18 protein-coding genes and 2 pseudogenes are annotated in these 22,893 nt (G+C 58.6%); 13 read left to right on the top strand and 7 right to left on the bottom strand.

Annotation, left to right across the window (positions count from 1 at the left end; all coding sequences use genetic code 11):
* Positions 1 to 299: 299 nt before the first annotated feature.
* Positions 300 to 599, top strand: a complete 300-nt coding sequence (locus tag AKU79_RS05080; RefSeq protein ID WP_050522479.1) for a hypothetical protein — start codon at positions 300 to 302, stop codon at positions 597 to 599.
* A gap of 168 nt (positions 600 to 767) precedes the next feature.
* Here the strand turns inward: AKU79_RS05080 and AKU79_RS19705 are convergent.
* Positions 768 to 1,172, bottom strand: a pseudogene (locus AKU79_RS19705) (integrase core domain-containing protein); the annotation flags it as partial.
* A 57-nt stretch (positions 1,173 to 1,229) separates the two neighbouring features.
* On the opposite strand from AKU79_RS19705, the gene AKU79_RS20000 reads away from it, so the two are divergent.
* From AKU79_RS20000 to AKU79_RS05060, 4 genes and pseudogenes are all read left to right on the top strand, one after another.
* Entirely contained in the window at positions 1,230 to 1,358 is a 129-nt protein-coding gene (locus AKU79_RS20000; protein WP_408002834.1) for a transposase, read from the top strand.
* Positions 1,359 to 1,373: 15 nt separating this feature from the next.
* Positions 1,374 to 2,274, top strand: a pseudogene (locus AKU79_RS19200) (hypothetical protein); the annotation flags it as partial.
* 762 nt (positions 2,275 to 3,036) lie between these two features.
* Positions 3,037 to 4,047, top strand: coding sequence for a tRNA dihydrouridine(20/20a) synthase DusA (dusA, locus tag AKU79_RS05065; RefSeq protein WP_050522477.1), 1,011 nt, complete (start codon positions 3,037 to 3,039; stop codon positions 4,045 to 4,047).
* A 71-nt stretch (positions 4,048 to 4,118) separates the two neighbouring features.
* A complete protein-coding gene (locus AKU79_RS05060) occupies positions 4,119 to 4,937 on the top strand; it encodes a sulfite exporter TauE/SafE family protein (protein WP_050522476.1) in 819 nt (272 codons plus the stop codon).
* On the opposite strand, the gene AKU79_RS05055 is transcribed toward AKU79_RS05060, so the two are convergent.
* The 3 genes from AKU79_RS05055 to ccmI are packed head-to-tail and all read right to left on the bottom strand — an operon-like array spanning position 4,934 to position 6,871.
* On the bottom strand, positions 4,934 to 5,164 hold the full coding sequence (locus AKU79_RS05055; RefSeq protein ID WP_050522475.1) for a DUF1289 domain-containing protein: 231 nt from the start codon (positions 5,162 to 5,164) through the stop codon (positions 4,934 to 4,936). The genes AKU79_RS05060 and AKU79_RS05055 overlap by 4 nt on opposite strands.
* Positions 5,157 to 5,645, bottom strand: coding sequence for a Holliday junction resolvase RuvX (gene ruvX, locus AKU79_RS05050; RefSeq protein ID WP_050522474.1), 489 nt, complete (start codon positions 5,643 to 5,645; stop codon positions 5,157 to 5,159). Before ruvX ends, AKU79_RS05055 begins: the two co-directional genes overlap by 8 nt.
* The gene (gene ccmI, locus AKU79_RS05045) at positions 5,642 to 6,871 is read right to left on the bottom strand and encodes a c-type cytochrome biogenesis protein CcmI (RefSeq protein ID WP_050522749.1); all 1,230 of its coding nucleotides are present in this window, start codon (positions 6,869 to 6,871) and stop codon (positions 5,642 to 5,644) included. The genes ruvX and ccmI overlap by 4 nt, the downstream gene beginning before the upstream one ends.
* Positions 6,872 to 7,092: 221 nt before the next feature.
* Here ccmI and AKU79_RS05040 point away from each other — a divergent pair, with 221 nt between their 5' ends.
* The 6 genes from AKU79_RS05040 to AKU79_RS05015 all read left to right on the top strand — a co-directional run bounded on the left by AKU79_RS05040 (position 7,093) and on the right by AKU79_RS05015 (position 13,394).
* Positions 7,093 to 8,340, top strand: a complete 1,248-nt coding sequence (locus tag AKU79_RS05040) for a sarcosine oxidase subunit beta family protein (protein ID WP_050522473.1) — start codon at positions 7,093 to 7,095, stop codon at positions 8,338 to 8,340.
* Between the two features lie 85 nt (positions 8,341 to 8,425).
* On the top strand, positions 8,426 to 8,764 hold the full coding sequence (locus AKU79_RS05035) for a sarcosine oxidase subunit delta (RefSeq protein WP_050522472.1): 339 nt from the start codon (positions 8,426 to 8,428) through the stop codon (positions 8,762 to 8,764).
* Positions 8,761 to 11,700: a sarcosine oxidase subunit alpha family protein gene (locus tag AKU79_RS05030; RefSeq protein ID WP_050522471.1), complete on the top strand. Its 2,940-nt coding sequence runs from the start codon at positions 8,761 to 8,763 to the stop codon at positions 11,698 to 11,700. Before AKU79_RS05035 ends, AKU79_RS05030 begins: the two co-directional genes overlap by 4 nt.
* On the top strand, positions 11,693 to 12,238 hold the full coding sequence (locus tag AKU79_RS05025) for a sarcosine oxidase subunit gamma (protein WP_050522470.1): 546 nt from the start codon (positions 11,693 to 11,695) through the stop codon (positions 12,236 to 12,238). Before AKU79_RS05030 ends, AKU79_RS05025 begins: the two co-directional genes overlap by 8 nt.
* Before the next feature lie 58 nt (positions 12,239 to 12,296).
* Complete coding sequence (locus AKU79_RS05020) at positions 12,297 to 12,713, top strand: hypothetical protein (RefSeq protein WP_050522469.1); 417 nt, start codon at positions 12,297 to 12,299, stop codon at positions 12,711 to 12,713.
* An 81-nt stretch (positions 12,714 to 12,794) separates the two neighbouring features.
* The gene (locus AKU79_RS05015; RefSeq protein ID WP_050522468.1) at positions 12,795 to 13,394 is read left to right on the top strand and encodes a superoxide dismutase; all 600 of its coding nucleotides are present in this window, start codon (positions 12,795 to 12,797) and stop codon (positions 13,392 to 13,394) included.
* Positions 13,395 to 13,446: 52 nt separating this feature from the next.
* On the opposite strand, the gene AKU79_RS05010 is transcribed toward AKU79_RS05015, so the two are convergent.
* Positions 13,447 to 14,013, bottom strand: a complete 567-nt coding sequence (locus AKU79_RS05010) for an LOG family protein (RefSeq protein WP_050522467.1) — start codon at positions 14,011 to 14,013, stop codon at positions 13,447 to 13,449.
* Positions 14,014 to 14,112: 99 nt separating this feature from the next.
* Between AKU79_RS05010 and AKU79_RS18870 the strand changes: the two genes are divergently transcribed.
* Both AKU79_RS18870 and AKU79_RS05000 read left to right on the top strand, forming a co-directional pair.
* Entirely contained in the window at positions 14,113 to 15,837 is a 1,725-nt protein-coding gene (locus tag AKU79_RS18870) for a LysM peptidoglycan-binding domain-containing protein (protein ID WP_050522466.1), read from the top strand.
* Between the two features lie 68 nt (positions 15,838 to 15,905).
* Positions 15,906 to 17,741, top strand: a complete 1,836-nt coding sequence (locus tag AKU79_RS05000) for an ABCB family ABC transporter ATP-binding protein/permease (RefSeq protein WP_082223930.1) — start codon at positions 15,906 to 15,908, stop codon at positions 17,739 to 17,741.
* Positions 17,742 to 17,820: 79 nt separating this feature from the next.
* Here the strand turns inward: AKU79_RS05000 and AKU79_RS04995 are convergent, their stop codons facing one another.
* Together AKU79_RS04995 and AKU79_RS04990 are read right to left on the bottom strand one after the other, a co-directional pair.
* Positions 17,821 to 21,564: an efflux RND transporter permease subunit gene (locus AKU79_RS04995; RefSeq protein WP_050522464.1), complete on the bottom strand. Its 3,744-nt coding sequence runs from the start codon at positions 21,562 to 21,564 to the stop codon at positions 17,821 to 17,823.
* Positions 21,561 to 22,820: an efflux RND transporter periplasmic adaptor subunit gene (locus tag AKU79_RS04990; RefSeq protein ID WP_050522748.1), complete on the bottom strand. Its 1,260-nt coding sequence runs from the start codon at positions 22,818 to 22,820 to the stop codon at positions 21,561 to 21,563. The genes AKU79_RS04995 and AKU79_RS04990 overlap by 4 nt, the downstream gene beginning before the upstream one ends.
* Between the last annotated feature and the right edge of the window lie 73 nt (positions 22,821 to 22,893).

The raw sequence follows: 22,893 nt of genomic DNA, 5'->3' as shown, positions 1-22,893 counted from the left end.
GCGCAGCATCGCAGCCAACCGCGCTCTTTGTGCCGGACCGTTCCAGTTCATTGAAACCCGACCGGCTTTCAATATGAAAGCACCAACAAAAACCGCATTTGCGGACGGGCTTGCAGCCTTACATTCCTTCCCGCCCGGCCGTGGGGTGCTGCGTCTGCAATGGGTCGTTCCTGATGATAAGAGCCCGGTCCCTACCATCGCCAATTTGTCGATGTAAAAGAGAGAGCTGTCAGCTGGAACGCACGACAACCACAAATAACAAACAAACGGCCAAGACTTTGCGTCTTGGCCTGCACCTGATGCCGCTGATCTGTCTGCTGGTGGCGGCGATTGCTCTGGCCACGGTTTCGGGTGGTCTCTGGCCGTTTGATACAAGGTTTTCAGCGCTTGTTACGGGGGCCGGTCTGGCGATGCTGGCAATTGCCAATTGGGCCGCCGCCCTAGCTTTTGTCTTGATTTCCACTGTGCGACCAAGGGCTCTTTGGCGGCTGGCGTTTTGGCCATTGGGCGTGTCGGTGATGATGGCCGTTATTGGTGGGGCAATGTCAGAAGAAAATTCGTTGAGGCGGGCAGCGCGAGAAATTAGCGTCGTGAGATGATAAAATGCAGTCCCTTTCATTATTTCTATACCATCCCAAAGATTATCCTTCTGGCCGTAGTGCTATATGTGCGGTTTCCGTTTTGGATTCGCAATGTGTCCGTCGTCAAATGAATTGGGCCTCAGAACGGTTTGAGGATTGGAGGCTCAGGTTCGTTTGCGTGATTGACTATGCCGCTTGTATTTGGTGCTGCAAGCGGCGTTGGCGGAGTGTCTGCTTCTTGATCTTCTCCCTTTCAAGCAGCATGGCTTTGTCACGGCCAAAGTAGCCGTCGGCGGGTGTGAGGTTGTTCAGGCTCCTGTGGTAGCGTTGGTTGTGTAGTACTCGTCGAAGGCCCCGATCTGACGCTCAAGATCGCCTGGGAAGGTAGTAGTTTTCGAGGAGGTGGTTCTTCATGGTCTGGCGCCAGCGCTCGACCTTGCCTTGGGTTTGTGGGTGGAACGATGCGCCGAGAACGTGCTTCATTTTCTGCCATTCCAGTCATTCCGCCAAATCGCCCGAGATGTAATATCACAAGCCGTTCTTGCTGAGAGGGCGGGGCTTGTGGCGCACAACGGCCTGCTCGCAACCTGAATAGCCCCTAGATTTTCAGACGCCTTGCTTGGTAATTTTGGAAGCAAGGAGGACGATATGTCCGGAGCTAAATTCACAGATGAGTTTAGACGCGATGCAGTCGCCCACGTCGAGGATCGGGGCTACCCGGTCCGCGACGTGGCCGAGCGATTGTGGGGGGCCGTTGCACGGCAGGCGAATGCGTAGCAACCGTTGAGAGGGAGCACCAAGTCTATCTACACCTGGAAGAAGCAATTTTTGCGGCCCGCAAAGGTGATTCAAGAGGTTGATGCGCAAGCTCATGAGATCCGGCGGTTTAAGCGGGACCTGCTGCGGGTAACTTCGGGCCGGGACATCCTAAAAACGCCGACGGCATACTTCGCCAGGGAATCCCCCCTCTCGCGGATGAAAACATCCACTGCGGGCAGCGGGTGAGGTATGCGTTTATCGCCGAACACCGGCCGATCTTTGCTGTGAGGGCTATGTACCGGATGCTGTCGGTTCATCCCAGCGGTTTTTACGCATGGCTGCGTGAACCATTTTGTCAGCGAGCGCTTGAGGATCAGCGTCAAACCGTGCTGCTGAAGCAGGCTTGGGATGACAGCGGCGACGTGTATGGATACCCATTGCCCGGTAGGCGATTGCGCAGCAATCTGCCGAGAGGGGCAAGCTGCACGACTTTCTGTGCGATCTTGGCGAAGACATCAGCCCCAACAGGGCTTGGCGTTTAGCCCGCCTAGCAGGGATCAGGGCCCAGATTGGTTACAAAAAGAAGCCCGGTACTTATGGAGGCAGCCCTGCGGTCGTTGTTGACAAAGCTCTGAACCGGGAGTTCGATGTCGATGCCCCAGACCAGTTCCGGGGCGAGACCTTGTTCGCGATTGATTCGAGAACAATGTCGAGCGACATCACCAACATCCGCATCCACGAAGGCTTCCTGTATCTTGTCGTCGTGATCGATCTGTTTTCGCGGCGTGCTGTTGGCCCCCTCTCGCGGTTTGCAGTTAAACCGCTGCCGGACAGCGAGTCCATGCAAGGCCGCATCTATACCGACCTGCCGTTGCATGCGCTGCTGATGGCCGTCTGGCGGTGCAAACCAAAGACCAAAGTTCAGGTGCATTCCCGCTCTCGGGCATTGCGACGCAATCACCTGCCGGGCAATTGACCACATCGGGTTTTTCTACAATCCACAGCGCAAATAAGTTAGGAGCGGCATGCTGTCACCGATAGCCTTTGAACAGCAGCAGAAACTGAAGCTGCAAGGGGGCTAGGAAACTAGCGGCTATTCAGATCCCGTCCTGCGCGACATTCCGGTCAATTTCGCAATTCCACGCGGTTTTTGCTATCGACAGCACTGCGTTTAGGTGGCTGAGGTAATTTTGGACCGTGGAAGGAGCGGCCCCACCTTTCGCCAAAGCCCTGGCAATGCTGGTAACATCACTCGGTTTCAATTCATCGCATGGGATATCGCGGCTCGCTAAGTCATTTCGGATTTTACGCAGCACTTGGCTCTTTGTTCGACCTATCTCTCCGCCGGTAGCTTTGAGGTAGTCTTCGATGACGTCGCCCTCAGATCCAGATTTGCGGCGGGCTGCGTCCAGGCCATGAGGTGTAGCCAGTTCTTGCTCGCGACGTTTTAGCCAAGCTTTCGCATTTGTCAGGTGATCGAAGATTGACGACCCTTAGTGGACGATCCGGCCCTTCGACTTTATAGGGATCTGTGCGCGGTAGCTAACCGTGCCATCTTTGCGTTTGCGTTCTACGATTGAGCCCATTTAAGCAGTCCTCGATATCTTTTTGGTAGTCCTCAGGACTACTGATGGGGATATATAGGTCCAATCGCGTCAAAATAACACCAAATACGTCCCAGTGAGATCTTATAAATATGACTGATTTACCCATAAAAAAAAGGGGTTGCGATGCACATCGCCTGTCCGTTGCCCCGATGATGGATTGGACAGATCGCCACTGCAGGCATTTTCACCGCCTGATGACACGGCACGCGATGCTGTATACCGAAATGGTCACAGCGCCTGCGATTGTGCATGGCACCGTAGACCGTCTTTTGGCCTACGGGCAGCAAGAACATCCCGTGGCCCTGCAGCTTGGTGGCTCGGACCCTGCCGAGTTGGCGGCCGCTGTCGCGATTGCCACGCCCTATGCCTATGATGAGATCAACCTGAATGTCGGCTGCCCGTCTGACCGCGTGCAATCGGGCTGTTTTGGTGCGGTGCTGATGGAACGGCCGAACCTTGTGGCCGAATGTGTGGCGGCAATGCAGGCAGAGGCCCGTGTGCCCGTAACAGTGAAATGCCGGATTGGTGTTGATGACCAAGACCCTGAAATCGTGTTGCCAGCCTTCATCGAAACTGTGGCTGCGGCAGGCGTTTCACATTTCATCATCCATGCGCGCAAGGCTTGGCTCAAGGGCCTGTCGCCAAAAGAAAACCGTGAAATCCCGCCGCTTGATTACGGCTTGGTTCTGCGGATGAAACAGCAGTTCCCCCAGCTGACCATTTGCATCAACGGCGGCATTGCCTCGCTTGATCTGGCGCAGGAATTGCTGGACCAAGGCTTGGATGGCGTGATGATCGGGCGCGCAGCCTATCATGACCCGGCGTCGGTTTTGGTGGGGGCGGATGCGTTATGGGGCGATTCCCATCATGCCGATGCCTTTGCGGTGGCTGGCCAAATGCGCCCCTATATTACAGCGCATCTGGAAAATGGCGGGCGCTTGCATCAGGTCACGCGGCATATGCTGGGCCTGTTCCATGGTCGGCCAGGTGCGCGGGCATGGCGGCGGGTTTTGTCCGAAGGGGCAAGCCGTGAAGGCGCGGGGCTGGATGTGTATAACGCGGCCCTTGCCGAGGTCGAAGGCCCAGCCGTGACGCAATAGGCAAATCAAGGCTGGATTAGCGGCCAAGCGCCCGTTAAGCATCGGCTATTGTTGCTTGCAAAGGTGCGCCCATGCCCGATTTAATGACGTTGCTTCCGATGATTGGCTTACTGATGGCGATCGGCGCCTTTGCCGGCGTCATTGCAGGCCTTTTGGGCGTAGGGGGCGGTATCGTGCTGGTGCCTGCATTCTTTTACGCCTTTAGCCATTTGGGCTATGGCGGGCCAGAGTTGATGCAAGTCTGTCTGGCGACATCATTGGCGACGATCATCGTCACCTCGGCCCGCTCGGTTCTGGCGCATCATAAAAAAGGCGCGGTCGATTGGGACGTGCTGCGCGGCTGGTGGCCGTTTATCGGCTCTGGCGCGATAATGGGCATGTTGGTTGCGTCATCGCTGCGGTCCACGACCTTGCAAATCATCTTTGGCGTGCTGGCACTGACGGCGGGGCTGTACATGGCGTTTGGCAAGTCGCATTGGCGTTTGGGGCAGGCGATGCCTGTGGGGCCAAAGCGCATGGGCATTGGCGCCGGCGTTGGGTTTTTCTCGGTGCTGATGGGGATTGGCGGCGGCTCGTTCGGGGTGCCAACAATGAGCCTTTTTAACATGCCGATCCACCGCGCAGTGGCCACAGCAGCAGGGTTTGGCATCATCATCGCCGTGCCCTCGGTAATCGGCTTTTTGTTTGTCGATATCGCAAGCCCGCCGCCCTATAGCATAGGTGCCGTAAACCTGCCGGCCTTTGCTGTGGTCATTGCAATGACGTTGATGACTGCGCCGCTTGGCGTAAAACTGGCGCATACAATGGACCCGGCGCCACTAAAGCGCGTCTTCGCGATTTTTATCACGCTGGTCGCATTGAATATGCTGCGCAAGGTTATCTTTGGTTAAGGTTTTGCAACCCGCGCACTGCGCCCGCCGCGCCGTTTGGTCAGCAGCTTGGCGCGGTCGGGCAACTCGGCCATGACTGCGCGGCGCGCCTCGGGGCTCATGCGGGACCATGCACCGATTTCGTCGATAGACCGGTAACAGCCCACACAAAGCCGCGCCTCGGGGTGAACGACGCAAAGCTTGACGCAGGGGCTTTCCACCTCGTCACGTTTCCAGACCTCATCCAAGGCTTGCGCTCCGTTTGATATGCGCCAGACGGTCCAGCGCCCCTTGCAGAATATAACCGGCCGCCACATGGTCGATCAGCTCTTTGCGACGTTCGCGCGACATATCCGCCTCGATCAAGGCGCGTTCGGCGGCAACGGTCGATAAACGTTCATCCCAATAGACAAGGGGCAGGGGCGTCAGACGTGACAGATTGCGCGCAAACGCCCGTGTGGCCTGCACACGCGGCCCCTCTGATCCGTCCATATTGCGCGGCAGGCCCAGCACCAGACCCACCACCTCGCGCTCGGCCAACACTTTGATCAAAGCTTCGGCATCAACAGTAAATTTTACGCGGCGGATGGTCAGCGTCGGTGTGGCCACTGTGCGCATCCGGTCGGAAATAGCCACCCCGATGGTTTTGTCACCAAAGTCCAAACCGGCAAGCGCACCCATTGCGGGCAAACCACCTGCAAATTCCTCCATCATTTCATATTGGATCATGGCGTGATTCCGGCCTGAACAGCCGCTTCTTTCAGCCCGCTCAATTCGACCGTGCGGCCTTCGAACTTCTTTTGTGCCTCGGCATAAATGGCAATGGCGCGGTCTTTCTCGCCCAGATTTGCCAGTGCTGTAATCAGCCGCGCCCATTCTTCGGCAGAGCCGCCCTCGGTCGCCAAACGGTCGTTCAACCCTTCAACCATAGTGCGGATCATCGCCTGCCTATCCTCGGGCGACATATCTTGGGCTGCAGCGACATCATCCGCGCTTGGGCCTTTCAGGCCGGGCATGGCAGGTGCATCGGGCAGGCTGTAACGCACGCCTGCAACTTCGGCCAAGGCCTCGATCCGGCTGCGCACCTCTGACACCCAAGGGCTGTCAGCGGGGGCGACATCCATCAGATGTTTCCAATAGCGAAAGGCCAGATCATAGCGGCCTACCTGCATATTCACGATTCCGGTGAAAAACAGCGCAGTGTCATTATTGGCATCGCGAGTCAAAACACCGTCCAGCAGCGCCTCGGCCTGTGGCGAGACCTGTCCATCGGCAGCCTGAATCATCAAGGTCGCTTGGGTCAGGATATCGGCATCCGTGGCCTCCTTGCCCTTGATAGCAATCACCTTTTCCTGTGCCTTATAGGCTGCGGTCAAGTTGCCGACATTCGCCTCGTTGCGGGCCAGAAGTTGCTGGCCTTGCAAATCGTCCGGCCGGTTGGCGACAGCCGCACGCAGCTTTTCCACCAGTGCCAAAAATGCAGGGTCAATCGCTTCCAGCGGCGGGCGCGGGGGCAGGGCGGCTTCCAGCGCGTCTTGGGCCGGGCGGGTGCTGCGGCGCTCTTCGGCAATCTGAACCCGCTTTTCCAATGGCAAATCATCATAGCCCGGTTGCCCCAAATAGGCATATCCTGCAAAGCCAGTGGCCAGAATCACGGCCATCATACCCCAGATCAGCGCCGAGTTTGGCCCTGTTTGGGCGGTGCCGGTTGGACCTTCCAGCCGGTCTGCTGCCAGCAAGCGCCGCGCAACTTCCGACCGCAGGCGCTTGGCCTCATCGCCTGCTATCATGCCGCGCGCTTGGTCGCGTTCAATCTCGGCCAATTGGTCACGATAGACCTGCTGGTCAAAACTGGTGGCCGCGTCATCATTGGAACGGCGCAAGGCCCGCACCAGAATAAACGCCACAACCAGCGCAATCGCCCCTGCAATCCCCCAAAACAAATAGTTTGTCACACGCAATCCGCCTTTTTTATGCCTTGCCCCCCATGTAATGCCTCTGACACAAAGTCAAAAGCCTTAATCACACACAGGGTTGGGACGTCTGGCCGCAGGGCGCAGGCCGCTTGTTGCGCAGAATGTCGCAAATATCCCCATTGTGCCGCCTTTGATCGCGGGTATATCACCAGCACATAGCAAAAGGCAGGTAAGTCTTTCGGCCCAAAGGAGTCCCGCGCATGAGACGTTATTCCGTATTCGCGATCGCCCGTGAAGCAATGCGCTATCACACCGGCTGGGAACGTGCATGGCGTTCGCCCACCCCAAAAGCGGCCTATGATGCGATCATTATTGGGGCCGGCGGGCATGGGCTGGCCACGGCGTATTACCTTGGTAAAAATTACGGCATCACCAATGTCGCGATCATCGAAAAGGGCTGGCTGGGCGGCGGCAATACCGGCCGCAACACCACAATTATCCGCTCGAACTACCTCCAGGACCCTTCAGCCGCGATCTACGAAAAGGCCCGCAGCCTCTATGAGACGATGTCTCAGGACCTGAACTACAACGTCATGTTCTCGCCCCGCGGGTTGATCATGCTCGCCCAAACCCACCATGAGGTGCGCGGCTACCAACGCACTGCCCATGCCAACGCACTGCAAGGCGTGGCCACCGAATTTATCGATGCGGCCAAGGTCAAGGAACTGGTGCCGATCATCAATATCGATGGCCCGCGTTATCCCGTGCTTGGCGGCCTGTTGCAAAAACGCGGCGGCACGGCTCGGCACGATGCTGTGGCATGGGGCTATGCGCGTGCCTGCTCGGATATGGGCATGGATATCATCCAGCAATGCGAGGTCAAAGGAATCCGCTCCGAAGGCGGCAAGGTCACAGGCGTTGACACGACCAAAGGCTATATCGGCACCAAGAAACTCGGCATCGTTGTCGCGGGCCATTCCGGTCAGGTCGCTGATATGGCTGGCTTCCGCCTGCCGATTGAGGCTGTTGCCCTGCAAGCGCTCGTGTCTGAACCGATCAAACCCTGCATGGATGTTGTGGTCATGGCCAACACCGTCCACGGCTATATGTCGCAATCGGACAAAGGCGAAATGGTCATTGGCGGCGGCACTGACGGGTTCAACAACTTCACCCAACGCGGCAGCTTTCACCACATCGAGGAAACCCTGCGCGCGCTTGTCGAAACCTTCCCGATGATCTCACGCCTGAAAATGCTGCGCCAATGGGGCGGTATCGTCGATATGACAGGTGACCGCTCGCCCCTCATCTCGAAAACCCCGCTTGGTAACACTTTCATCAACTGCGGCTGGGGCACTGGCGGGTTCAAGGCAATCCCCGGTTCCGGCTGGGCGATGGCCGAACTGATGGCCAAAGGCGAACCCGGCCCCCTCGCCGCCGCTTTCAGCATCGACCGCTTCAAAGAAGGCCGTTTCATCGACGAGTCCGTCGCTGCGGGGGTTGCCCACTGATGCGCTTTCTTTTCGGTCAAAATATCCCCGGGGGGTCTGGGGGGCAGGCAGCCCCCCAGCGTTTCTCCAAGCACGAGGCCTCAACATGCTAACTCTTCAATGCCCCTATTGCGGCGTGCAAGCCGAAGAAACCGAACTCACCCCCGGCTATGAGGCCCACCTGAAACGCTTCGGCCCCGGTTCCAGCGCGGAAGAATTCGAGTCCTATATGTTTGCCCGCAAAAACCCCAAAGGTGTGCATTTTGAACGCTGGCGCCACGCTTACGGCTGCGGCAAGTGGTTCTTGGCAGCGCGTGATACCAACACGCTCGAAGTGTTCGGCACTTACCCCGCGCAATCTTCCGAACCACCCGCCGACCTCGTTGCTAAAATCAAAGCCAAACGACCAGAGTGGCCCGGCTATTCCGAGGAGGGCAATAAATGAGCACCCGTTTGCAAAAAGGCGGCCGCTTGATCGACCGCTCTACCCGCGCAGAATTTACCTTTAACGGCAAGCGCATGTCGGGCCACGCAGGCGATACGCTCGCCTCGGCTTTGCTCGCCAATGACCAAATGCTGGTCGGCCGTTCGTTCAAATACCACCGCCCGCGCGGCATTGTCGCGGCTGGCCCCGAGGAACCCAATGCTTTGGTCAATCTTGGCCGCGGCGAGCGGTTGGAACCGAACCAACGCGCCACCACGACCGAGCTGTTCGCAGGCCTGATGGCCAGCAGCCAGAACCACTGGCCCAGCCTTGAATTTGATGTCGGTGTTGCCAACAACTATGTCTCGCGCTTTCTGCCCGCAGGCTTTTATTACAAAACCTTCATCCATCCGCGCGCAGCGTGGAAACATGTGTTCGAACCGATCATCCGCCAATCCGCAGGTCTCGGCTCGGCCCCCAAAGATCCTGATGCCGACCGCTATGAATATGTCTATGCCTTTTGCGATCTGCTGATCATCGGTGGCGGAATCGCGGGCCTCAACGCAGCACTGGCCGCTGGCCAATCCGGCAAGCGCGTGATGCTGATCGAACAAACCGCCCATTGGGGTGGCCGCGCCGTGGTTGACGGTGATGAGGTCGAAGGCGAGAGCGCCGAAGATTGGGTCAAATCAGCCGTTGACGCTTTGAAAACAATGAAGAATGTGACGATGCGCAACCGCTGCATGGGGGCAGGGGTTTACGACCACGGCTATGTGCTGGCGAATGAGCGTGTCGCCGATCACACCCCGATGGATGGCCGCCCGAAACAGCGCGTCTGGCGTATCCGCGCGGGCCATATCATCACCGCCACGGGCGCGATTGAACGGCCTTTGTCCTTTGCCGGCAATGATATTCCGGGCGTCATGCTCGCAGCCTCGGTGCGCGACTATGTGGTGAATTTCGCGGTTTCCCCCGGCGATCGCACAGTTGTTGTCACAAATAACGATGACGCCTATCTGACCGCGATTGCGCTGGTCGGGGCTGGCGTTTCGGTGCCCGCCATCCTTGACGCCCGCACGAATGTCACCGGCGATCTGCCGGCCCGCGCGCGCGCCATGGGCATTCGGATTGAGGCCGGTCGCGGCATTGCATCGGTCAAAGGCGGCAAGCGGGTCACAGGCGTGCAGGTCTGCTTGCAAGCCGGCGAAGGCGCTGTCCTCGAAGAAATCGCTTGCGATGCGGTTGCGATGTCGGGCGGCTGGTCGCCAGTTGTGCACCTCTGGTCGCATTGCGGCGGCAAGCTGAACTGGTCGGAAACGCTTTCGGCCTTTGTGCCAGATGCCAGCCGCCCCCCGTTGAACCATGACGGTGCGGCGATGGTCACGGCGGTTGGTGCCGCCGCAGGCATTTACCGCGCAGCGGATATTATCACTGGCGAGGCCGGCACACAGGCGCCTGTTCCGCCGGTTTGGGTGATGCCGCAAGGCGCGCCTATCGCGCTGCGGTCGAAAATGTGGCTCGACTACCAGAACGACGTAAAGGTTTCCGACGTTCAACTTGCTGCCCGCGAAGGCTATGAAAGCGTCGAGCACACCAAACGTTACACCACTTTGGGCATGGCGACAGATCAGGGAAAGCTAAGCAATATCAACGGGCTTGCGGTGCTTTCGTCGGCGTTGGGGGCCGAAATTCCTCAGGTCGGCACCACCACTTTCCGCCCTCCCTATACGCCCGTTACCATCGGCGCATTGGCGGGCGAGGCACGGGGCGAGATTTTCCAACCACTGCGCCGCACCCCGATGCACGCATGGCACGAAGAAAACCACGCCTATATGGAACCCGTCGGTCTCTGGCGCCGCCCATATTGCTATCCGCGCAGTGGTGAAACGCATGCGCAAGCCGTGCACCGCGAGGTGAAAAATACCCGCGAAAACCTCGGCTTGCTCGATGCCTCGACCCTTGGCAAAATTATCGTCAAAGGGCCGGATGCCGGGCGCTTTATGGACATGCTTTACACCAATATGATGTCCACCTTGCCCATCGGTAAATGCCGCTACGGGCTCATGTGCAATGAGCAGGGCTTCCTTTCGGATGATGGTGTGGTTGCGCGGATTGATGAGGATACCTGGCTTTGCCACACCACATCGGGCGGCGCCGACCGTATTCACGCCTGGATGGAAGACTGGCTGCAATGTGAGTGGTGGGATTGGAAAGTCTATACCGCCAACGTGACCGAACAATATGCGCAAATCGCAGTTGTTGGCCCCAACGCACGGAAGTTGCTGGAAAAAATCGGCGGAATGGATGTTTCGGCCGAGACCCTGCCGTTCATGCAATGGGCTGATGGCAACTTGGGCGGATTTGCGGTGCGGGTTTATCGGATCAGTTTCTCGGGCGAATTGTCCTATGAAATTGCCATTCCCGCCAGCCATGGTGCCGCGTTCTGGGCACTGTTGCATGCCGAGGGCGCCGAGTTTGGCGCGATGCCCTATGGCACGGAATGCCTGCACGTTCTGCGCGCCGAAAAGGGCTTTATCATGATCGGCGATGAAACTGATGGCACGGTAACGCCGCTGGATCTGGGGCTGTCTTGGGCGGTGTCGAAAAAGAAGGCCGACTTCCTGGGCAAGCGCGGTATGGAACGCACGTTCCTTGCCGACCCTGACCGTTGGCAGTTGGTCGGGCTTGAAACGCTGGATGGCTCGGTTCTGCCGGATGGTTGCTATGCGGTGGCCCAAGGCACGAATGAGAACGGCCAGAAAAATACAGAAGGTCGTGTAACTTCAACATATTACAGCCCGACCTTAAACAAAGGTATCGCCATGGGTCTGGTCAAGCACGGCCCCGCGCGGATGGGTCAGGTGGTTGAAATGAACAAGGTCGATGGCAGCACCGTCAAGGCGCGGATCGTTGATCCGGTGTTCTTTGACAAAGCGGGGGAAAAGCCAAATGTCTAATCCGGTCAGCGCCTTGAACGGTCAAAGCTATGACGGCTTTGCCAAAATTACCGAGATCGGCCCCATGGGCATGATCACTTTGCGCTGTGATCTGGCCGAAAAGCCCGTGGCAGCCGCCTTAAAGAAACTAGGCCTTTCAGTGCCCGCGCCGCGCCGTATTGCAAAGGCGGGCGCGCGGTCGGTCGGCTGGATGTCGCCGGACGAGTTGTTGTTGATACTTCCATATGCCGAAGTGGCGGCAACATTAGAAACCTTGAACAAGGCATTGGCAAAACTACATTTCTTGGCTGCCGATGTGTCAGACGCCCGCGCTGTTTTCCGGATTGAGGGCGACAAGGCCAATCAGGTTCTGGCCAAGCTTTGCCCTGTCGATCTTGCCATGCTGGAACCGAATGAGCTGCGCCGTACCCGTGCCGCCCAAGTCGCCGCCGCTTTTTGGGCCGAGGATGGTGGCTATACGCTTGTCAGCTTCCGTTCGGTGGCGGGCTATGTGATGGGTCTTTTGACAGTGTCTTCGGCAAAGGGCGCCGAAATATAAGCCGTGGCAACAGCTCTAACGTCATGGTAGAAACGGACGGTAAGGGACTGTTTTTAGTATGATATTGCGCAGTCTTGCCCACGCCTTGATTGCCATGGCTGCGCCGCCTGCTTTGGCCGCGCAGCTTGCCTATTCTTGCAGTTTTGATGTCGCAGCGTCCGAGGCATGGGTGCCCGTGCAGGTGATCGTTCTTGCGCAACAAGGCGCGCAAGAGGCGTTGGTCAATGACCCGATCATCAACCATTTCATGAAAACACCGCAAAAGGCGCGTGTAGCGGCCGACAATGCAAAACGCATCACCTTTGTCTGGTCGCTGCCCGCCGCCAACAAGGCGACACGGCGCTTGGCGACAAAATTTGAATATCGTCTAACCTATCTAAAAACGACAAAGCAGGCCAGCATGATCGCCAAGCCTCTGGGCTATAGCAATATTTTTACCGCTTATGGCTCTTGCCGTGTGGGGCCCGTGCGCTAAATGTGAATGCCAAGCCCTTGACCTCTGGCCGCGAAAGAGGCCTATTCGCCCGCAGCGACTGACAATTGGAAAGGACCTCCCATGGCTTTTACACTTCCTGATCTTCCTTATGCCCATGACGCGTTGGCCTCGGCCGGCATGTCGAAAGAAACCCTCGAATATCACCATGACCTGCACCACAAGGCCTATGTCGACAATGGCAACAAGCTGATTGCCGGCACCGAGTGGGAAGGCAAATCGGTCGAAGAGATCGTTGTCGGCACCTATCAGGCCGGTGCGGTTGCACAGAACGGCATTTTCAACAATGCCAGCCAGCATTGGAACCACGCCCAGTTTTGGGAAATGATGGGGCCGGGCGGCAAGGCAATGCCGGGCGCGTTGGAAAAGGCGCTGGTCGAAAGCTTTGGTTCGGTGCAGAAATTCAAGGATGATTTCTCGGCCGCAGGCGCGGGCCAGTTCGGTTCGGGTTGGGCTTGGCTGGTCAAAGACAAAGACGGCAGCCTGAAAGTCACGAAAACCGAAAACGGCGTGAACCCGCTGTGCTTTGGCCAGACCGCGCTGCTGGGTTGCGATGTGTGGGAACATTCCTACTACATCGATTTCCGCAACAAGCGTCCGGCCTATCTGACCAACTTCCTCGACAAACTGGTCAACTGGGAAAACGTCGCTTCGCGGATGTGATCTGCGTTTAGCACGAATTGGGGCCCGCAGTTTGCAAAGCTGCGGGCCTTTTTTATTTCAGCCCCTCTTGCAGCCCCTCTTGCAGCGCCACCGTCAGCGCGGCCACGTCCGGCACCACTTGTACAAAACCGCGCATCGACCCATCGGCAAAGCCGTGCGCGATGACATGGTCAAGCAAAGCCACCAACGGTTGCCAATAACCCGCCACATCCAGCAAAATGATCGGCTTTGTGTGCAGGCCCAGCTGCCGCCATGTCAGCACCTCGAAAAACTCGTCCAGTGACCCGCCGCCGCCGGGCAATACCACGATCGCATCGCAGTTCATGAACATCACCTTTTTGCGCTCATGCATGGTTTCGGTCAGGATCAACTGCCCCAGATCGCGCTTGGCAATTTCCTGGCGCATCAGATGTTTCGGCATTACGCCCAAGGTCTTGGCCCCCGCAGCTTGCGCCGCCCGCGCGACCTCGCCCATCAGGCCGATATCGCCCGCGCCATAGACCAGCCGCCAGCCCATGTTTGCAATCATTTCGCCCGTTTCCTTGGCGGCTTGGCTATAGGCAGGCAGCACGCCCGCACGCGCACCACAAAAAATGCAGATAGAGGATGGTGAGGGCATGACAAATTCCACGAAAAGGGTTGATTTACGCAAGGATATAGGGGTTCTAGGGAAAGGGGAAGTTGCGCGCAGGCAGCGCAACGCAAGTGGAGACACAGAATGAGCAAGTGGAATGGTGCAAAGGCAGCCGCCTATGTCGGCGGTGCTGCGGTTGCTGCGGCGCTGATCGCTGTGGGGCTGACGTATTTTGCGCCTCCTGTGCTGAAATCCACGCTTGCACCCGCGGTTGAACAGCAGCCTGCACCCGTGCCAACACCTGCGCCATCCGCCGTGCCCAGCCCGACAGCAGAACCCGCCGCCACAGCTGCGCTGCCACAGGCACCTGAAATCAACGCACCAGTTGCCAAAGACCCGATGCCCGACGGGCCCAGCTTTGACGTCGTGCGCATAGAAAAGGACGGCTCTGCGCTGATAGCAGGCAAGGCGGCACCGGACAGCGCAGTCTCGGTGCTGATCGGTGCCGATGTCGTCACAACCGTCGCCGCCGATCGGTCGGGCGGTTTTGCCGCTCTTTTTACACTGGTGCCAAGCGATCAGCCGCGCCTGATTATGCTGCGCATGCGGCTAGCCGACGGGCGCGAATTTATGTCGCAAGATCAGGTGATCGTGGCGCCCGATGATGTAGCACAACCGCTGACCGTGGCCGAAGCCGCATCCGTTGCGGTGGCACCTGCCGCGCCCGCGCAAGTAACAGCCCCTCAAACCAGTGTGCCCGAAACGACCGCCGATCCGCAACCAACGCCAAAGCCAGCACCAGAGCCAGCACCAGAGCCAGCACCAGAACCAGCACCAGAACCTGTCGCCGCAGCAAATCCCGCAACCCCGCCGCCCAGCCCTGTTCCCGCGCAAGATCAGGCCCGTACAGAGCCTGAAAACTTAACGGCGCCCTCGGCAATTTTGCTGGGACCAAAAGGGGTTAAAGTTTTGCAACCCGGCGCGGCAAGTCGCCCGGGTGTTGTGCAACCGGTGGTCATTGATGCCATTTCCTACACAGCGAGCGGCGCGGTTTTGCTGGGCGGGCGGGGCACAGCAGGGTCTGCGGTGCGCATCTATTTGAACGACAGCTTCGTGACCGAGTTCCAGATTTCCGCTGACGGGGGCTGGGGCGGCGAGCTGCCCAGCGTCGCCCCCGGACGGTATAGTTTGCGCGCCGATCAGATTGACGCGACAGGCAAGGTAACAGCACGTTTTGAAACCCCGTTCCAACGGGAAACTCACGCCACTCTGGCGGCTCTGGCCGCGCCCAAAACTGCCGCCCCCCAAACACAAACACAAACCCAAACCGCGCCATCGGGCACAGATACCAATCCTGCGGTCGCAGATGATACCTCTGGTCGTGTTCCCGTACCCTCCATCCCACCCGGACTCGTGAGTTCGGATGCGCCGGAACAAATCGCACAGCCCGCTGCAGGAACGGCGCCCGATTCCCGCCCAGACCTGCAAGCAAATGTTTCCCTTCCACTTGATGCAGCACCCTTGGCCCAAGGCAATGCGGGTTCCGCGCCACAAGCCGACGCTACAGCTGCCGCGCCACAACCCAGCCGTACAGCTGCCGCACCGCCCGTTGCAGTTGCCGACCAAACGACAGCACCGCCCGCAAGCGCGCCTCAGCCAAACCTGCCAGAAACGGCACCTGCAGGTGTAACCGTAACCGTCCAACCCGGTTTCACCTTGTGGGAAATCGCGCGTGAACGGTTTGGCGACGGTATCTTGTATGTTCAGGTTTATGAGGCCAACAAAGACCGCATTCGTGACCCCGATCTTATCTATCCCGGTCAGGTTTTTGCCGTGCCTGAAATTTCGGGGCTTCCTGCCAAGCCATAAACGGTTTGGCACCTCTGGCCATTGCAGGCGCAGCACATTAGGTACGTCATTGAACAAATGAGGTCCCTATGCGCAGGTTAACAACTACAGCCACCAGTGCCGATGCAAACCGCGAAGGCGCTCCGGCCATGCAAACCATCCGCCGCGTCATCCCCTATCTGTGGCCCAAAGATACGTTTTGGGTGCGCCGCCGCGTGGTCATTGCGTTGGTGTTTCTGGTATTCGCCAAGGTCATCTCGGTTTCTACACCGTTCTTTTACAAAGCCGCAGTCGATGCGCTTGCGGGCGAGAGCCGTGATGAAACCCTGTTGCTGATGTTGGGCGCCGTCGGGCTGACCATCGCCTATGGCATCGCCCGCCTCAGCGCGGTTGGCTTTGGCGAGCTGCGCGATGCAATCTTTGTGCGGGTCGGGCAGCGCGCCTTGCGCAAACTGGCCTTGGAAACCTTTACCCATATCCACCGCCTGTCGATGCGCTATCACATCACCCGCAAAACCGGCGGGTTAAGCCGGATCATCGAACGCGGCGTCAAAGGTGTCGACTTTCTGCTGCGTTTCATGCTGTTTTCGGTCGGCCCGCTGATCCTTGAACTGTCGATGGTTGCGGTGCTGTTTGCCGTGCTGTTCGGTTGGCAATATATGGTCGTCGTGGTCATCACCATAGCGCTTTATGTCACCTTTACGCTGAAAGTGACCGAATGGCGCGTGCGCGTGCGCCGCCAGATGAACGACCAAGACACCGATGCGAACCAAAAGGCCATCGACAGCCTGTTGAACTTTGAAACCGTCAAATATTTCGGCGCAGAGTTGCGTGAGGCTGACCGCTATGACGGCGCGATGAAGCAATATGAAGTCGCAGCTGTGAAAACCGGCCAAAGCCTGTCTTTCCTGAACTTTGGTCAATCGCTGATCATCACCACCGGCCTTGTGATCGTCATGGTCATGGCCGCGATGGGCGTGCAGCAAAAAATCCTGACCGTGGGCGATTTCGTCATGGTCAACGCCTATATGATCCAGATCACCATGCCGCTGAACTTTCTTGGCACCGTTTACCGCGAAATCCGTCAGGCTTTGGTCGATATGGGCGAGATGTTTGCCCTGCTGGGTCAACCTGCCGAAGTGGTTGATAAACCGGGCGCGACTGCGTTGCAGGTAAATGGTGGCGAGGTTACGTTTGACAACGTTCAATTCGGCTATGACAAAGAGCGTCCAATCCTGAAAGGCGTTTCCTTTACCGTGGCACCGGGTCAGCGTATCGCGCTTGTCGGGCCGTCGGGTTCGGGCAAATCGACCATTGGGCGGCTGTTGTTCCGGTTTTATGATGTCGTCGGCGGCGCTGTGCGCATCGATGGCCAGGACCTGCGCGACATCACCCAAGACAGCCTGCATGCGAAAATCGGCGTGGTGCCGCAGGATACGGTTTTGTTTAACGATACCGTGCTTTACAACATCGCCTATGGCCGCCCCGACGCCACCCGCGCCGAGATTGAAGCCGCCGCACGCGCGGCCAAGATCCATGATTTCATTCTGTCCTTACCCGATGGTTATGCCACCACCGTGGGCGAGCGCGGCTTGAAACTGTCGGGCGGTGAAAAACAGCGGGTCGGCATCGCGCGCACCTTGCTGAAAAACCCGCCGATTTTGCTGTTGGATGAGGCGACATCTGCGCTTGATACCCAAACCGAGCGCGACATTCAGGATAGTCTGTTGGCCATGGGCGAGGGGCGTTCGGTCATCACCATCGCGCACCGGCTTTCCACGATTGCAGATGCCGACCAGATCATCGTGCTAGAGGCAGGCAATATCGTCGATCAAGGCACGCATGAGCAATTGCTGGGCAATAACGGCCGCTACGCCGCCATGTGGGCGCGCCAATCGTCCGAGGAAGAAGAAGCCGCCGCCTGATGGCTTTGGCCCGCTTTCCCAGATTGCCGGATCACCATTCCAATGCCCGCCCTGACATAACAGGGCGGGCATTGGCGCATTAATTGGCGGGCCGGGGCATGCCTTGAACGGCGGTGCGTTCGGGGCCGATCTCAGGGGCTTCGGCGGGCGCCGCCACAATGCCGCTTTCAGGCGCATCCTCCCATATCAGCACCGGATCGCGCAATTTACGCGCGGCGCGGTTCAGGGCAATATCGCGGGCGGCAGCACTTTCCTTGCCATGCGACAGCGCTGAAAGCGCGGTCAGACTGCGATAGGCGCCAATGCCAACCCACACCCGCAGCGCCAACAGTGCAGGCGTGAAAATCAGCGTCAGCACCGTTGCAATCCCCAGCCCGAAAACCACCGCTGTCGCAAGCTGCTTCCACCACAGCGCGGTTGGGCTGTCGATTGTATAGCCGCCGCCAATGAAGTCGAGGCTCAGGCCAAACATCATCGGCGCAAGGCCTGCCATCGTGGTGATCGTGGTCAGCAGCACGGGGCGGATGCGTTGCTCGGCAGTGCGGACAATGGCCTCGATTTTGGGCATATAGCGGCTAAAGTCCTGATAGGTATCGATCAGCACAATGTTGTTGTTCACCACAATCCCCGCCAGCGCCACAATGCCGGTGCCGGTCATGATGATGCTGAAGGTCTGGTCCATCACCAGCATGCCAATCAGCACACCGGTCGTTGACAACACAACCGCAATCAACACCAGAAACGCGTTGTAAAAACTGTTGAACTGCGCCAGCAGAATGATGAACATCAAGGCCAAAGCCCCCGCGAAAGCCTTGGACAGGAAAGCACCGCTTTCGGCCTGATCCTCTTGGTCGCCGGTCCATTCCCATTCCACACCTGCGGGCAAGGGCTTTGCCTCGGTCAGCCAATCCGTCAGCACGGCAATCCGTTCATTGGCGTTGATCGGCTCAAGTATCAGATCGGCCTTTGCCACGCTGTCAACGGGTTTGGTGCTGTCGATCAGGCTATAGCCATAATCGCCACCATCCAGATCTTTGGGGCTGGTTGCCTCGGCATCGCGCTGCTTGGCGGTGCCGATAATCGCAGTGCCCCCGCCGGTCAGCTTTTCTTTGACAGCCACAAGGCCGGGTGCGACATCGGCCTTGACGTCGTAATAGCGGTTTTGATCAATGCGGTCGATGCGCCCTAGCTTTTTCACCGGCGTGCGGCTGATAAAATTCGACAACGGCACCAAACCATCACGGGTCCGCACCTTTAGCGTGTCCAGGGTCGACAGCACGCGGTCATGTTCGGGCAGGCGCACGCGGATCTCAATTTCCTCATCCGAGCTGTCAACCCGCATCGTATCCAGCAGCACCCCGCGCGTGACCAGCTGCACCATGCCGCCCACCGTCGCTACATCGGCGCCAAAACGGCCGGCCTTTTCCACATCCACATCAATCTGCCAATCGATACCGGGCAAGGGGCGCGTGTCTTCCAACCCGATCGTGCCGGGCATCGACTCCATCTTGGCGCGCACAGTGGCCACGGCCTGCGCCAAGGCGTCAAAGCTATCACCCTTCAGCCGCAAATGAATAGGCTTGCCACTGGCAGGCCCGCGGCTTTGGCTTAACGCCTCGGTCTCAATCCCTGGCAGTTTGTCCAGCTTGGCCATGATGCGGTCCAACACCAGATCGCCATCCAGCTCGGCTATGCCCGCGCGGTCTTTCCACGGAATCATTTCAACCTGCACCTGCCCGATAGTATCCAGCGGGGCCTGCGCGCCCCCGGTGTTTGAATTCAACCCACCGGTGCCGGCAAAGGCAAAAGCGCTGTCCACGCCTTTGGTGCTCAGAATAATATCCTCGGCCTGCTTTAGCAGCGCATCTTTTTCAGTCAGCGACAGGTTGCCCCGCGCGCGGACATATACAATCGCCTGCTCGGTTTCCGATTCGACAAAGAACTCGACGCCTTTGGAATGGGTGCCAAAATAATTGAACGTAAACCCTACCACCGACAGCACAGCGACTATGGACACCACCGGCATCACCGGATTGCCGGCAATCGCATGGGTAAAGTAACCAAAGGGGGTGCGCCTATAGCGGCCCGAAATCGCACGGGGTTTGCGCGCGATGCGGGCTGCGTTCATGGTGATCGAGGTCAAAGCCGCCCCCAAGACAAACAGCAGCGCCCCCGGCACAATCGCCATTGCACCGCTAGGCGCCGCGGCCCCCAACAGATAGGCAGGGTTCAGCATCTGCATCGCGCCCAGAAAAATCAGATACATGGATGGCGGCACCAACGCCGCCCGCACCAACCACGGCAAGGGCTTTAGCAGCTTGGCCGTGTTGTCAAACTTGCGGCTGATGCGCCCCGAAACGCCGCCCAGAACCGGCAGGTAAATCAGCGCCACGATCAAGCTGGCCGATAGCACAAAGATCAGCGTGACCGGCAGCATCCCCATGAACTGCCCCGGTACACCCGGCCAGAACAGCATCGGCAAGAACGCACAAAGCGTCGTCGCAGTTGATGACACGACCGGCCAGAACATCCGCTTGGCGGCTTCGGTATAGGCCGCCATCGGGCCAGACCCCTCGGAAATCCGCGTGTCGGCGTATTCCACCACCACAATCGCGCCATCGACCAGCATACCCACGGCCAAGATCAGCCCGAACATTACGATGTTCGACACCGTAATCCCCATAATCGCCAGCAACACAAAACACAGCAAAAACGAGGTCGGAATCGCAAAGCCCACCAACAGCGCCGAGCGCGTACCAAGTGCCGCCAAAACCACAATCATCACCAGCGCAATCGCCGTCAGAACCGAGCCTTCCAACTGGCTGACCATGCTTTCCACTTGGCTCGACTGGTCCAAAGACGCCCGCACTTCTACCGCGTCGCGCATTTCCTGCGGCCAGCTTGCGCGCTCGACCTCAACCAAACGCCGCACCTCGGCAGTGGTATCGATCAGGTTAAAGCCTTTGCGCTTGACCACCTGAATGGCCACCGTGGTTTCGCCGTTAAACCGTGCCGTGCCGGTGCGGTCCTCAAAGGTCAGGCGAATATCGGCCAGCTCACCCAAGGTCACCACGCGGTCACCATTCACCTTGACAGGCAGCGCATAAACCTGCGCCGGTGTCTTGAACGATGACGGGATTTTCACCGCATAGGCGCCGTTCGCAGTTTCCACTTCGCCCGCAGCAATCAACTGATTGTTGTTCTTCACCACCGCAATCAGCTCGGCTGCGGTGACGTTATAGGCCTCTAGCCGCAAAGGGTCGATCACCACCTCCAGCATCTCGTCGCGGTGGCCTGCAAGCTCGGCCTTCAACACCGAATCCATGCTCTCGATACGGTCTTGCATCGATTTGGCCGCGCGCAGCAGGGTGCGTTCCGGCACCTGACCCGATAGCGCCACGATGATGATCGGGAATTCGGAAAAGTTGATCTCGGAAATCGAGTATTTGTCTGCGCCTGCCGGAAACTTGGCCTCGGCGGTGTTCATCTTGTCGCGCACATCGGCGATGATCTTGGTTTTGTCCCAACCAAACTCAAACTCCAGCGCCACACCACCATAGTTTTCCGCCGCAGTGCCGGAAATCTTTTTCAACCCGTCCAGCCCCGATAGCTCGGTTTCCATAACCTTGACCAACAGCGTTTCAGAATCAGCCGCCGAAATACCGGGAAAAGGAACCGACACAAACAACGCGGGAATTTCAATATCCGGCTCGCCCTCTTTGGGCAGCGAGAAATAGGCAAAACTGCCCGCCAGCAGCGATAGCACAACAAATGCCACCACCATGCGGGCACGGCTTGCAGCCCAGTCAACTATGCCGATCATTTGCCGTCACCTGCAGGCGCGTTCTTGAACGTGACCTCAAGGGCCACCCCATCAATCACAAACTCTTGCCCCACCACGATTACATCCACCGTTTCGGGCAAACCTTCGACCCAAACCCCGTCAATCGTGTCACGTTGCAACGTCACGGGCATGAATGCGGCCCGATTGTCGGCCGATACCGTGCGCACCCCCAACCGCCCCGCGTCATCCAGCGTCAGCGCCGAAGCGGGCAGCAAATGTGCAGGCTTGCCCGCCGTGGCAATCATCAATTCGGCGGTTTGCCCGTCGCGGATGGTCAGGCCGTCATTGGCAACCGTCACCTCTATGCGAAAAGTCCGCGTCTGCGGGTCGGCCGAACGGCTGACAAAGGTCACCCGCCCCAAGGCCTCGCGCCCCGAGGCAAGGCGCGCACGTGCCAACGCCCCGACGCTCACCTTATCAACATCGGTTTCCGCCAGAAATCCTACCAGCTTGATCGGGTCCAACTGGATAACGATCGCACAGGGCGACCCCGGTTGTAACAAAGCCCCCAACTCGGCCGTATCGGTTTCCAGCAGCCCGTGAAACGGTGCCCGCAAGGTCAGCCGCTCCATTTCACGCTCGGCCGCCTCTACTGCCGCCTCGGCAGATCGAATGCCCGAAAGCGCCCCTGACACCCCTGCATCCGCCGAACGAACCCCCGCCCGTGCAGATTCGATCGCCGCCGTCGTCGCCGCCACGCGGCTGTCCGAGGCATACCCGTCCTGGCTCAGCCGCGACGCCGCCCGCGCGTTGATCTCGGCTTCGGCCAGTTTGGCCTGTGCCTCGATCAACCGCGATTGTGCCTCGGGTGTGCGGCTGCTGGCCTCAAGCAGCCGTGCCTGTGCCTCTTTCAGCTGGGCGTCACGCGTGCCAGTATCCAAAACACACAGCGGTTCGCCCGCGCTGACATAGGCGCCGCGTCGCAACGGTTCAGATACCACAAGCCCCGAAGTTTCGGATTTCACCTCAACTTGCCGCGCCGCCTCGGTCCGGCCACGGGCCAAAATCGTGCTGTCAACCAATTGCGCCGCGCTGCGCTGCACCAAAACCGATACTTTGCGCTCTTGCTCGCCGCCTTGATCTGGGGGGGGCGCGTCGATTGTTTGGCCTGTCGCAGCTGCACTCTCGGCCGGCGCATCGCCCGCCGCAAAGGCCAAAAGCCTGTCGCGATGGAAAACCAGTAAAAACAGCGCCAGCGACACGATCGCAGCAGTGAGCAACGGAAAAATACGCATAAACTGGCCTTCATGTTGTGCCGACAATTTGCCGGACCATCCACCCGCGCAATCGCGTGGCATCAGGGAGGTC

Origin of the sequence: Pseudorhodobacter wandonensis (genome assembly GCF_001202035.1) — a bacterium.
Taxonomy (GTDB): Bacteria; Pseudomonadota; Alphaproteobacteria; order Rhodobacterales; family Rhodobacteraceae; genus Pseudorhodobacter; species Pseudorhodobacter wandonensis.
The sequence above is the reverse complement of the archived record's forward strand: the minus strand, read 5'-3'. Positions and strand labels throughout refer to the sequence as shown.